Consider the following 12,119-nt stretch of genomic DNA (forward strand, 5'->3'; position numbering starts at 1 on the left):
GAGACTAGGCGGTGCGGGCCGGGGCGACTACAGCCGAAAGTCGGTAATGGCCCCGTCATGAGGCGCGCCGCGATAGCCGGGTGACCGATGCCGCCTGCCTGGCCTGGGGAACAGGGTGAGGACTCGTCACACCCCGTGCACCGCCGTCACTGGTGCCAGACCTGAGGAGATCGACCATGACCACATCGACCACTACCGCGACCGCCACGCGTACCGAGCACCGTGGCCGTCGCCGGCTCGCTGTGCTGGGCGTGACCGTGCTCGCCGGCCTGCTCACCTGGGCTGTGCTCGACCCGCTGCTCGGGATCGACCTGCGCGCTCAGACCGGATCGGCCATCAGGGCTGTGGGTCCGGCGGCGATCGTGTTCGCCGCGCTGCTGGCCGGGGCGGCCGGATGGGCGTCACTGGCTCTGCTGGAACGGGTGACGATCCACGCTCGCCGGGTCTGGACGGTGCTTGCCGGCGTAGTGCTCGCCGGTTCGTTGCTGGGGGCGCTCGGTGGAGTCAGCGCGGCCGCGATCGGCGGGCTGATGGCCCTGCACCTGGTGGTCGGGCTGACGGTCCTCCTCGGGCTGCGCGGCCGGGCTCGGAAGTGACGGAACGCCCGGTTCAGGACGCCAAGTGACCCGTCGCTGTGGAAGCCGCGCCCACCTCCGCAGGCCACCTATCGAACTGGGGGTACCTACTTCGGGGTCGGAGCTACGGTGCCGGACGGACGAGGTCGCCCGGAACCACGGTGATCGGGAACGGCCGGTCGAGGTCCGCGCGATCCGTGCCGCGAACCTCGATGCTGGTGACGTACCTGTCGTCGTCGAGGTCGAGCGCGAGCAGGGACGGCTCGACCGGGTCGATGATCCAGTAGTGGCTCACCCCGCACTCCTCGTACTTCGAGCGCTTCAGCACGAGATCCTTGCGCCGCGTGGACGGGGAGAGGACCTCGACGGCGAGCACCAGGGGAGCGGTGACGTTCGCCGGCCCAACGTCCTCGTTGCGCACCACGAGCAGATCGGGCTGGAGCGAGGTGCGCAGATCCGGGCGCCAGTCCAGCGGCGCGAGGAACACCTCGTACCCCGGCGGGCAGGCAGCCCGCAGGAGCAGATAGAGGTTCCCGATGACGCGCTGATGAACCGGGACAGGTGCGGGCGTCACGAGCAGCAACCCGTCGAGGAGTTCGTACTGCAGGCCGTCGTCGGGGAGGCGGTCGAGGTCATCGACCGTCCACTCCCCGCCCGTTCGCGGCATCACCGTCATGACACCCATGGTGCTCCTCGTCGGGTCGGCTGTCACTCTCTCCCACAGGACCACTGTGGCGGTGTGACACCCGACGCCGCAGCGGTGGACGGTGGGGGCTGTGGATAGCGGGGCATCGCTTGCGGAAGCGCGGGGTGACAGGAGCCGTCGCTAGCGCTCCGGCTCCTGCAGTGCCACAAAAGGCTGAGGACCACCCTCGTTCCTCGGGTGGTCCTCAGCCTTATCAGTCGGGGTGACAGGATTTGAACCTGCGACCTCCTCGTCCCGAACGAGGCGCGCTACCAAGCTGCGCCACACCCCGATGCAGCCTGGTCAGGATAGCGTCTCTGCACCCTCGGAGTGAAACTGGCCTGTGGTCGGGATCACATGGTCAACTCGTGAGTGGGATGACTGGTGTCATGGCACCAGTAATCCCACTCACGAGCTGGGCGCCGTCAGCGTCATCAGGGTCACGCTGGGGCGGCAGGCGAGGCGCACCGGGGTGTACGGATTGGTGCCCATCCCGTTGCTCACGTGCAGCCACAGGTTCCCCGGCCCAGGCGCCTCGCCGGGCCATGGGTGCAGGCCACTGGCGCGGCCGGTGTTCAGATCGCAATTGGTCACGACGGCGCCGTAGCCGGGCAGGCAGAGCTGGCCACCGTGGGTGTGGCCGGCCAGCACCAGCTCGCAGCCCAGCCCCTGCATCCCGCGGAGCACCCGCAGGTAAGGGGCATGAGCCACACCGATACGCAACGCTTCCTGCGCTGGCACGGAGGTCCCGCTGTCGCCCGTTTCCGCCCGGGCCGGCCATGCCTGGGGCAACTCATCTCGATCCAGGTGCGGATCGTCCACACCGATGAAGTCCAAGCGCTGACCGCGTACCTCGAGCGAACCCGACTGGTTGGTCAGGTCCTGCCAGCCGCATGCCGCGAAGGCATAGCCGAGCTCCCGCCCGGGCAGGTCCTCGGCGCGCTCCTCGCCCTGCTCGTCATCCTGCCGCCGGCGCGGGTCCGGCAGCAGGTAGCGGGCCGGGTTGCTCGGTTTGGGTGAGAAGTAGTCGTTCGACCCCATCACGAAAACGCCGGGCCGCTGCAACAGCGGCTCCAACGCCGCGAGCACCGCCGGCAGCGCCTCGCGGTGGGCCATGTTGTCACCGGTGTTGACCACCACGTCCGGCTCCAGCGCCTCCAGATCGCGCAGCCAGCCGATCTTGCGGCCCTGGCGGGGGAGGAGGTGCAGATCGGACAGATGCAGCACCCGGATGGGGTCCGCCCCCGCGGGCAGTACCGGGACGTGCACTCGGCGCACGGTAAACGCCTGTGCCTCGACCAGTGACCAGGTCAGGCCGACTGCGGCAGCACCGGCCAGCACGCCGGCGGCTCGCCGAAGCGGCCGGCCGGGGAGAGCACTCAGCACGGTGCGGCGAGGTCAGTCATCGTCCCTGTTCCCGCCGTTCCCGTTCCCGTTATTGCCATTGTTGCCGTTGCCCCCATTGCCATTGCCGTTGCCATTGCCGTTATTGCCGTTGCCCCCGTTGTTGCCGTTGCCGTTATTGCCGTTGCCGCCGTTCCCGTTCCCGCCGTCGTCATCGTCATCGTCGTCCGGTTCGGGTCCGGAGCTGATCGTCATCGTGACAGTGGAACCCGGCGACACCCGGGAACCGGAGGACGGGCTGGTGGAGATCACCGAACCTTCGGACACGTCGTCGCTGTGCTCGCTGTCGCCCTCCTGGGGGTTGAAGCCAGCCCCACTGAGCCGGTCAGCAGCGTCATCACTGGACATCCCGGCGACACTCGGCACCGGTTCCCGGTCGCCGTAGACCTCATCGTCGTTCGGGTCCTCGAACTCCTGGACCTCCATACCGTCGGTGACCTCGCTCATGTAGTCCTGCCAGATCGGGGCAGCGATCCGGCCACCGTAGACGAGGTTGTAGAACGTGCCGTCGATGGTCGTGTCCATCATCGAGCCGGTTGCCTCGGAGTATCCCACCCAGACGGCAGTGGCCATCTGCGGGACGTATCCGACGAACCAGGCCGCGGAGTCGTCGTTTGCGGTACCGGTCTTCCCGGCGGCCGGGCGGTCGTCGAGGACGGCGTTCTCACCGGTAGCACCGTCGGAGACCACGTGGTTCAGCGCATAGTTCATCGCGTTCGCGATGGACTGGTCGAGCGCCCTTTCGCAGCCGGCTTCTGGCACCTCGAGGTCTTCACCATCTGCTGTGGTGACGGAGTCGATCGCGATAGGCCGGCAGTGGATACCACCGGACGCGTAGGTGGCAAACGCTTCCGCCATCGTCAGCGGCGCCACCTCGTTCGCGCCGAGTGCCATCGACGGGATGACCGCCATCGAGTAGTCGCCATAGGTGGCCCCGGAGGAGGTGACGTACTGTTCGCCCGGGTTGACCGTCGCGTGGTGGTAGCCCATCGACTGCACCGTGTCGGCGATGTCGCACTGGTTCATCTGGTTCGACATGTTCACGAATGCGGTGTTCACCGACTCTTCGGTGGCCGCGAGCACTCGCATCGGCCCGGTCCCGATCCCTTCCAGGTTCTTCGGGTCGTAGTCGTCGGCGTGCTCAGGCAGACAGGTGTCCCAGGATGATCGGGAGAAGTGCTGGCCCTGCGAACCATCCACCATGTCTTGTAGCGAGTGCCCGTCGATGAGCCACTGGGTGAGGATGAACGCCTTGAACGTCGACCCGGTCTGGAATCCTCGGGAGCCACCGTGTGCCTGGTCGCCGTTGTAGTTCACCTGGGTGGCACGTGGATCGTCATCGGTAGGCGATCCGTAATGCGTGTTCTGTGCCATCGCGAGGATGCGTCCGGTGCCCGGCTCCACAGTGGACATCGCGTTGGAGATCCCGGACTCGTCGTCGACCGGGATCGCGTCTCGCAGCGAATCCCACGCCTCGTGCTGCATCTCCGGGTTGATCGTGGTCTGGATCTGCAAGCCGCCGGTCTGCAGCAGCTGCACCCGCTCAGCTCGAGTCTCCCCGAAAGCGGGGTCGGAGAGGATCTCCGCTCGCACGTAGTCGCAGAAGTACGCGGCACTGCCGGCGGTGTCGCACCCACGCGGTGTGGGGTTCACTTCCAGCATGTCATCGATCGGGATCTCGATCGCCTCGTTGTACTGCTCTTCGGTGATCATCTCCTGACCGAGCATCAGACCGAGAACGGTGTTCCGCCGCCGCTCGGCATTTTCCGGGTTGCGCACCGGGTCCCACTTTCCCGGCGACTGGGTGATGCCGGCGAGCAGCGCGGACTCAGCGACCGTCAGGTTCGCGGCGCGGTGGCTGAAGTAGTAGCGCGAGGCCGCCTCGACCCCGTACTGCGACGGGCCGAACTGGGCGATGTTCAGATAGCCCTGCAGGATCTCGTCCTTGCTGCGCTGCTGTTCGAGCGCGATCGCCAGCTTGGCCTCGCGCAGCTTGCGCCCCATGCTCGTCTCGGTGGCCGCTTCGATCGCCTCGGCGTCCTCGGTGCGCCGGCCCGCCTCGATCAGGACGTTCTTCACGTACTGCTGGGTGAGCGTGGAACCACCCTGCGTGCTGGTGCCGAGGAGGTTCTGCACGGCGGCGCGCATGATGCCCTCCGGGTCCACGCCGCCATGCTCGTAGAAGCGCCGGTCCTCCGTGGCCACCACCGCGTCCCGCATCGGCTCGGCCACCTGGTCGAGCTCGACGCTGATCCGGTTCCAGTCCCAGAGCCGGGCAAGGACCGAGCCATCGGCGGCGTACATCACCGTCTGCTGCGACATCTCCTCGCTGCCCAGCTCTGTGGGCAGTTCCTCGAACAACCGGTCACCAGCGTCGGTGGCCGCACCCAGCGTCGCTACCGCCGGCATCATGAACCCGGCGGAGAGGACGCCACCGACCCCCGCGACCATCAGGAACGCGAGGAACATCGAGACCAGCTGTGCGGAATTGACCGTGCGAGAGGTCGATCGCGACGTAGGAGGCATGGCCTCTAGGGTACGGCGCAAAACTGGGAACCCCGTGCAGGAACTGACAAACCCGCGAGAAAGGTGTATAACGCAGAGACCAACAAGGGGGCAGTTGCACCAAGTGGCATCTCATCCCCTAGAATCAGTCAAGAAGTTGCCAAGGAGGGGCCTTGGCACAAAAGCCGCTCAACGTAGAGAGGTGGGGAAGTGAACGCGAAGTTCGATGAGGAGTGGACTCTTCGGGCCGCCTGCGCCCAGCGTTCTCCGGACGACCTATTCGTCCAGGGAGCAGCGCAGCGCCAGGCCAGAGAGGTCTGTTTCGACTGTCCGGTGCGGTTGGAGTGCTTAGTCGACGCCCTGGACAACCGGATCCAGTACGGAGTCTGGGGCGGGATGACCGAACGGGAGCGTCGCGCACTGTTGCGCCGCGCGCCCGCAGTGGAGTCCTGGCGGAGCACCCTGGACGGGGTCGATCGGACCGAGATCAGCGAGGAGATCGGCCGACGGTGGCCGGCTCCTCGCCCGCGGCGCCGTACCGATCCTGCGTCGCCGGCGGCCTCGGATTCGGGGGCGCCGCCGGGATCGGCGACACCGCCGTTGTCGGACGTACCGGCGGCCGTCGCGCGGGGTGCGTAACATCACTGGCATGACACGCTGGGAATACGCAACTGTTCCGCTGATCATCCACGCCACCAAGCAGATCCTCGACCAGTGGGGTGAGGACGGCTGGGAACTCGTTCAGGTGGTGCCCGGGCCCGACGGCCAGGGCCTGGTCGCCTACCTGAAGCGGGAGAAGCAGTGAGCGTCGCCGCACGCCTCGCGGAGCTCGAGCTCACCCTTCCCGAGGTGGTTCCGCCGGTGGCTGCCTATGTGCCCGCGGTGCGCCAGGGCGACCTGGTCTACACCGCGGGCCAGCTCCCGATGGTCAACGGTGAACTGCCGGCGACCGGGAAGGTCGGGACCGGGGTGGGCCTGGTCGACCCGGAGCAGGCACAGGCCCTGGCCCGCCAGGCTGCCCTCAACGGTCTCGCCGCGGCTGCGTCTTTGGTGGGGGACGTGGAGAAGATCACCCGGGTGGTCAAGGTGGTCGGGTTCGTCGCTTCCGACGTGACCTTCACCGGACAGCCCCAGGTGATCAACGGCGCCTCCCAGGTGCTGCAGGAGATTTTCGGCGACGCCGGAGTGCACGCCCGCTCCGCCGTCGGCGTGGCTGTGCTCCCGATGGACGCACCGGTCGAGGTGGAGCTCATCCTCGAGGTGGCCTGACCGGGGCTGTGCGCTCGCGACAACAGGTCGTGACTCGGTGCGCTCGCGACAGCAGGTCGTTACTCGGCCCGCCCGTGCGTTACCGCAATGCACGACCGGGCGGGCCAACTAACGAGCGAATGGATTCAGCTGGCGGGTAGGCCGAGCTGGGAGGCTGGTGCTCAGCGGGCCCGGTGGGTGAGCCGGTCGATGTCGACCAGCACCACGGTCCGGCCCTGGAGCTGCAGCCAGCCGCGGTTGGAGAACTCCGCCAGCGCCTTGTTCACCGTCTCCCGGGTGGCACCGACCAGCTGGGCCAGCTCTTCCTGGGTGAGGTCGTGGGTGACGCGCAGCCCGGACTCGGTGCGCTCGCCGAACCGGCGGCCCAGGTCCAGCAGCGCCTTCGCCACCCGGCCGGGCACATCGGAGAAGATCAGGTCGGCGACCTTGTTGTTGGTCCGCCGCAGTCGCAGGGCGAGGGAACGCAGCAGGTGCTGGGAGACCTCGGGTCGAGCGTCCAGGATCTTCAGCAGACCCTGGTGGGAAAGCTCGACCAGCCCGCTGGTGGCCAGCGCGGTCGCGGTCGCAGTGCGCTTGCCCGGGTCGTACAGAGACACCTCACCGAGGATCTCCCCGGGACCGAGGATGGCGAGCAGGTGCTCGCGCCCGTCGGGCGCCATATGACCAAGCTTGACCTTCCCAGACCCGATCACGAACAACCGGTCACCTTGGGCGCCCTCGTGGAAGATCTCCTCGCCACGACGGAACGTGAGTTCGGTGGTGCGCTCCCGGACCGCGCGATAGCTCTCATCGCTGAGCTCGGCGAAGAGCGGAGCGGATCGGACCACGGCCTCGTCCATCGTGAGGTTCCCTTCGTCTCGGTGTGAGGTCAGCCACAGTCTGCCATTCTTCCAGCCTGCGGGCTGCCCGCAACGCTACAGGCACCGCGACTGAGGGCGCTCGATCATCGAGCGACGCCTGCGGGGCGAGTGGTCAGTCCAGACCCTCGAGCCACTCGGCAAGCAGCTCGGTGACCTCCTCCGGGGCCTCTTCGGGCAGGAAATGCCCGGCACCGTCCACACTCACCTGGGAGTAGCGGGCGCGCACATAGTCCTTGTCCCGGTGATAGGCACCGCGCCGGTAGACCGGGTCCGCACCGCCGTACAGGCTCAGCACCGGCACCGTCACCGGCCGGTTCACCGCCGCGAGATAGCGCCGCCCATCCAGGCGCGGGGTGGACCGCACCGACCACCGCAACTGCTCCATCGCACTGTGCGCCACGAACGGCAGCCGCATCGCGTCGGTGTACAGGTCCACGTGCTCACAGCTGTGGCCAGGGGCGCTCCAGTCGGCCAGCAGCCGAGCCACCAGGTCCCTCTGGGTGATCGAACGCTCCGGGAACCAGGGCACCTGGAAGTAGCTGAGCGTCTTCATGGTGGCCGAGGTGGCTACTCGGCCGGTCTGCCGGTGCAGCGGCACCGGGTGCGGGGCAGAGAGCACGCCGACGGCGCGGGTCACCTGGGGTGCGATCGCCGGCATGGACCAGGCCACCTGCCCGCCCAGGCCGTGACCGATCACGACGGCGGAGGCCGCCCCGAGCGAGCGGATCACCCCACGGACGTCGGCCGCCATGGAGGGCACCGCGTACGCCGAGGGCGGCTTGTCCGACCCGGCGTATCCCCGCAGGTCCATCGCGGCGACCCGGTAGCCCCGTGCGGCCAGACCGGCCAGCTGGGCCCGCCATGCCCACCAGAACTGCGGAAAGGCGTGCAGGAGCACCACGAGGGGAGCTTCGCCGTCGTGCGCACCGGAGACCGCCAGGTGGAACCGCCCCCCGTTCGCGGCCACCATCCGGTGAGACCACGGGCCCTCCCGCAGAATGATGGACGGATCGACGCTCACAGGTGCGAGGTTACCCGCGCGGGTGGTGGCGGGGAATCAGCCGCCAGGTGGATCCGCCGTCGGCCGAAATGACGAGGCCGGCACCCGGACGAATCCGGGCACCGGCCTTCCGCCGTGGGGAGGCGGGTCAGTCGCCGCCGCCGGCCATCCCGGCAGAGATGGAGTCCATCACGGTGCTGTCAGCGAGCGTGGTGACATCGCCCACCTCGCGGTTCTCGGCCACGTCCCGCAGCAGCCGGCGCATGATCTTGCCGGAGCGGGTCTTCGGCAGCTCGGCGACCACCAGGATGGAGCGCGGCTTGGCGATCGGGCCGATCTCACCGGCCACGTGCGCCCGCAACGCGCCGACCACCTTGTCCCCGCCCTCGGCCTCGGCTGCTTCGAGCGCCTCGCCTCGCAGGATCACGAACGCCACCACGGCCTGACCGGTGGTGTCGTCCTTGGCGCCTACGACAGCGGCCTCGGCCACCCACTCGTGCGAGACCAGCGCGGACTCGATCTCCGTGGTGGACAGCCGGTGCCCGGACACGTTCATCACGTCGTCCACCCGGCCGAGCAGCCACACGTCGCCGTCGTCATCGAACTTCGCACCGTCGCCGGCGAAGTAGGTGCCGGGGAAGCGGGACCAGTAGGTCTCCTTGAACCGTTCCTCATCGCCCCAGATCCCGCGCAGCATCGACGGCCACGGTTCGTTGATCACCAGGTAGCCACCGCCACCAGGACCGACCGCCTTGCCCGCGTCGTCCCAGATCTCCACCTCGATACCGGGCAGTGCGGTTTGGGCCGAGCCCGGCTTGGCGGCGGTGACACCGGGCAGCGGGGAGATCATGATCGCCCCGGTCTCGGTCTGCCACCAGGTGTCCACCACCGGGGTCCGGTCGCCGCCGATTACCCGGCGGTACCACATCCAGGCCTCCGGGTTGATCGGCTCGCCCACGCTGCCCAGCACCCGCAGCGTGGACAGGTCGAACTCCGCCGGAACGTCCTCGCCCCACTTCATGCAGGTGCGGATCGCGGTCGGGGCGGTGTAGAGGATGGTCACCTTGTGCTTGGCCACGATCTCCCACCAGCGGCCCTTGTGCGGGGTGTCCGGGGTGCCCTCGTAGATCACCTGGGTGGCGCCGTTGATCAGCGGTCCGTAGGTGACGTAGGAGTGGCCGGTGACCCAGCCGACGTCGGCGGTGCACCAGTACACGTCCGACTCCGGCTTGAGGTCGAAGGTGTAGTAGGTGGTGTAGGCCGCCTGGGTGAGGTAACCACCCGTGGTGTGCAGGATGCCCTTGGGCTTCCCGGTGGTGCCGGAGGTGTAGAGGATGAACAGCGGGTGCTCGGCCTCCACCGGCACCGGGGTGTGCTCGGCCGAGGCCGCCTCGAGCGCCTCGTGCCACCAGATGTCGCGCCCATCGGTCCAGGCGACGTCCTGCCCGGTGCGGCGCACCACGAGCACGTTGGTCACTGTGGTGGTGCCCTTGGTCAGCGCCTCGTCCACTGCGGGCTTGAGCGAGCTGGGCTTGCCGCGGCGGTAGCCGCCGTCGGCGGTGATCACCAGCTTGGCGTCGGCGTCGATGATCCGGGAGTACAGGGCTTCGGCGGAGAAGCCGCCGAACACCACCGAGTGGGTGGCACCGATCCGGGCACAGGCGAGCATGGCGATGACCGCTTCGGGGATCATCGGCAGGTAGATGGCCACCCGGTCCCCGGTCGTCACCCCCAGCGCCTCGATCGCGTTGGCCGCCTGGGAGACCTCACGCTGGAGGTCGGCGTAGGTGATCTCGCGAGTGTCCCCGGGCTCACCTTCGAACAGGATCGCGACCCGGTCCCCGTTGCCCGCCTCCACGTGCCGGTCGACGGCGTTGTAGGTCGCGTTCAGCGTGCCGTCACCGAACCAGCGCGCCTTCGGCGCATCGGAGAAGTCGAGGACCTCGCTGAACGGCTTGTCCCAGGTGAGGAAGCGCCGGGCCTGGTCGGCCCAGAACTCGAGACGGTCCGCCTTGGCCTGCTCGTACAGCTCCGGCGTGGAGTTCGCCTGAGCGGCGAACTCGGCACTGGGCGGGAACGAGCGGGTCTCCGTGAGCAGGTTCTCCAGAGCGGGGTTGTGGTCGGTCACAGTTCCTCCGAGCAGCTTCTGTGGTGCGTGTGTGTACCCGCTCAGCCTATGCCTGATGGCGCCGAGACCGAAGTGCGATCGTCCGAAGGCCGCAGGACTGCGGCCGGTGGCCCCGAGGTTGCGTCCGGCGGTCGGCCGCGAGTGGTGCCTCAGACCTTCACCGGGCACGGCCAGGTGAGCGACCCGCGGCCGTGAAACGACAGCAGGCCCTGCCCGCAGTCGGGCAGGACCTGCTTCTCCAGAGCGGTCGAACGGTCAGAGACCGAGGGCGGCCCTGCGGCGCTCCTCGCGCCGCCCCTGCCGCCGCGCCCCGTGGGAGACCACGCCGATGAAGATGAACGCGACGCCGTAGACCAGCAGCCGGCCGGAGTGCCCGTCGGCGACGAGGTGGTCGAAGACGTTCGTGCCGAACTGCCCGAGCCGGTCGAAGATCATCGACTGGGAAGCGAGGAAGTCGGCCACGATCTGCGGAATCACCAGGAACGCAGCACCGATCAGGGCGCCGATCGAGCCGATGATGATCGAGCCCACGGAGGACCACCGGGCCGCCATCAGCAAGAGGATCAAGGTGAGCAGTCCACCGCCGAGCTCCACCAGCCCCATCACGTTGATCGACTCGAGGTTCTGGCTGAGCGCGTAGGAGATCCGCTCGCCACCATCGGCGATCAGGTACCAGGTGACCGGCCCGAACACCACGGCGATCAGGATGCCCCACCAGTGCGCGGCGGCACGGGAGCGTGGCCCCTCGTCGAAGTCGCGGAACGGGTCGTCATCCTCCGCGGCGACAGCAGTGCCGTCGGCCGGGAGCGCGGTCGTCCGGTCGGGGTCGGAGGCCGCTGCATACCCGACACCCGCACCCGCTCCTGCGCCCGCGGCAGCGCCACCAGCCACGACCGTGTCCGAGTGGTCCGACTCCACGGGGTCACTCCCGGAAGAGGCGACTCGGCCGAACCGGCGCGCACGTTCGGCGCGCAGCGCCTCGTCCTCCTCCTCAGTGGGGAGCTGACGGGTAGCCGGATCCTCGCGGATCGGCGCTGGCGTCCCGCCAGTGGGGACGGCTGCGGTCTCCTCAGCCGGGAAAGCGCTCGTGGCCGGCTCGCTCGCGGTGGGGTCGCTCGCGGTGGGGTCGCTCGCGGGCGGTGCGGCAGCGTGCACTCCCTCGCCAGGGTGCACGCCCGCACCAGCACCCGCACCAGGGTGCACGCCCGCACCAGCACCCGCACCAGCGGGCGCAGCGGGAGAAGCCGCCGCGGGCAGATCGTTCTCCGCAGCACCCGGAGCAGATTCGGGCGCGGCTGTTCCCGGGATCTCCCCGGCCGGCGGTTCCTGCGTCGGTGCCGGCGGCGCGGGCGGCGGGACGGCCGACGTCTCCGGGGCGACGTCGGGCGTCTCGTCGGGGTCGTTGCTGTTCGGCGGGACGGTGCTCACTGTGTCCTCCACGGTGGGTGATGCAATCACGGTAGCGACGCATCGGCCGAGGACGGGCAGGGGCGCGCCGGTGGGCTGCCATCGCCGCCGAACGGCGCGGACGGCCCCGAGCGCAACCAGCGGCCCGGAACGCAACAACGGCGCCTCGTGCGAAGCGCCGTTGTCACCTTCACTGGTGCGGGCTATCAGGCGTGCATCCTCAGGTGGTCGTACCGGGCAAGCCCGCTCGACCGGTCCTTCACGTGGACCAAACGCGCGTGGGTTC

General features: G+C 68.7%; 11 protein-coding genes and 1 tRNA gene. 4 read left to right on the top strand and 8 right to left on the bottom strand.

All coding sequences use genetic code 11. The annotated features are described in order from the left end of the window. The first annotated feature begins 176 nt into the window (after positions 1–176). The gene (locus tag FU260_RS03930) at positions 177–596 is read left to right on the top strand and encodes a DUF6069 family protein (protein WP_147915876.1); all 420 of its coding nucleotides are present in this window, start codon (positions 177–179) and stop codon (positions 594–596) included. A 103-nt stretch (positions 597–699) separates the two neighbouring features. Here the strand turns inward: FU260_RS03930 and FU260_RS03935 are convergent, their stop codons facing one another. The 4 genes from FU260_RS03935 to FU260_RS03950 form a co-directional block, all read right to left on the bottom strand. After that, a complete protein-coding gene (locus FU260_RS03935; RefSeq protein ID WP_210418200.1) occupies positions 700–1,251 on the bottom strand; it encodes a Uma2 family endonuclease in 552 nt (183 codons plus the stop codon). A gap of 227 nt (positions 1,252–1,478) precedes the next feature. Then, a tRNA-Pro gene (locus tag FU260_RS03940) sits at positions 1,479–1,552 on the bottom strand. 116 nt (positions 1,553–1,668) lie between these two features. Next, positions 1,669–2,646 (bottom strand): metallophosphoesterase, encoded by a 978-nt coding sequence (locus FU260_RS03945; protein ID WP_342355250.1) that lies wholly within the window; start codon positions 2,644–2,646, stop codon positions 1,669–1,671. Between the two features lie 12 nt (positions 2,647–2,658). Then, on the bottom strand, positions 2,659–5,190 hold the full coding sequence (locus FU260_RS03950) for a penicillin-binding protein (RefSeq protein WP_147915878.1): 2,532 nt from the start codon (positions 5,188–5,190) through the stop codon (positions 2,659–2,661). 189 nt (positions 5,191–5,379) lie between these two features. On the opposite strand from FU260_RS03950, the gene FU260_RS24550 reads away from it, so the two are divergent. The 3 genes from FU260_RS24550 to FU260_RS03965 are packed head-to-tail and all read left to right on the top strand — an operon-like array spanning position 5,380 to position 6,438. Continuing rightward, entirely contained in the window at positions 5,380–5,808 is a 429-nt protein-coding gene (locus FU260_RS24550; protein ID WP_147915879.1) for a WhiB family transcriptional regulator, read from the top strand. A 10-nt stretch (positions 5,809–5,818) separates the two neighbouring features. Then, positions 5,819–5,974 carry a Sp36 family protein gene (gene sp36 / locus FU260_RS03960; RefSeq protein ID WP_147915880.1) on the top strand — a complete coding sequence of 52 codons (156 nt, stop codon included), beginning with the start codon at positions 5,819–5,821 and terminating at the stop codon, positions 5,972–5,974. Beyond that, a complete protein-coding gene (locus FU260_RS03965; protein WP_147915881.1) occupies positions 5,971–6,438 on the top strand; it encodes a RidA family protein in 468 nt (155 codons plus the stop codon). The genes sp36 and FU260_RS03965 overlap by 4 nt, the downstream gene beginning before the upstream one ends. 161 nt (positions 6,439–6,599) lie before the next feature. On the opposite strand, the gene FU260_RS03970 is transcribed toward FU260_RS03965, so the two are convergent. From FU260_RS03970 to FU260_RS03985, 4 genes are all read right to left on the bottom strand, one after another. Further along, positions 6,600–7,277 (bottom strand): Crp/Fnr family transcriptional regulator, encoded by a 678-nt coding sequence (locus tag FU260_RS03970; RefSeq protein ID WP_147915882.1) that lies wholly within the window; start codon positions 7,275–7,277, stop codon positions 6,600–6,602. A 133-nt stretch (positions 7,278–7,410) separates the two neighbouring features. Continuing rightward, positions 7,411–8,319: an alpha/beta fold hydrolase gene (locus FU260_RS03975; RefSeq protein ID WP_235912417.1), complete on the bottom strand. Its 909-nt coding sequence runs from the start codon at positions 8,317–8,319 to the stop codon at positions 7,411–7,413. 127 nt (positions 8,320–8,446) lie between these two features. Further along, positions 8,447–10,426, bottom strand: coding sequence for an acetate--CoA ligase (gene acs / locus FU260_RS03980; RefSeq protein WP_147915883.1), 1,980 nt, complete (start codon positions 10,424–10,426; stop codon positions 8,447–8,449). A 255-nt stretch (positions 10,427–10,681) separates the two neighbouring features. Beyond that, a complete protein-coding gene (locus FU260_RS03985; protein ID WP_147915884.1) occupies positions 10,682–11,854 on the bottom strand; it encodes a hypothetical protein in 1,173 nt (390 codons plus the stop codon). Positions 11,855–12,119: the final 265 nt, after the last annotated feature.

The organism is Ruania zhangjianzhongii (genome assembly GCF_008000995.1).
GTDB lineage: Bacteria > Actinomycetota > Actinomycetes > Actinomycetales > Beutenbergiaceae > Ruania > Ruania zhangjianzhongii.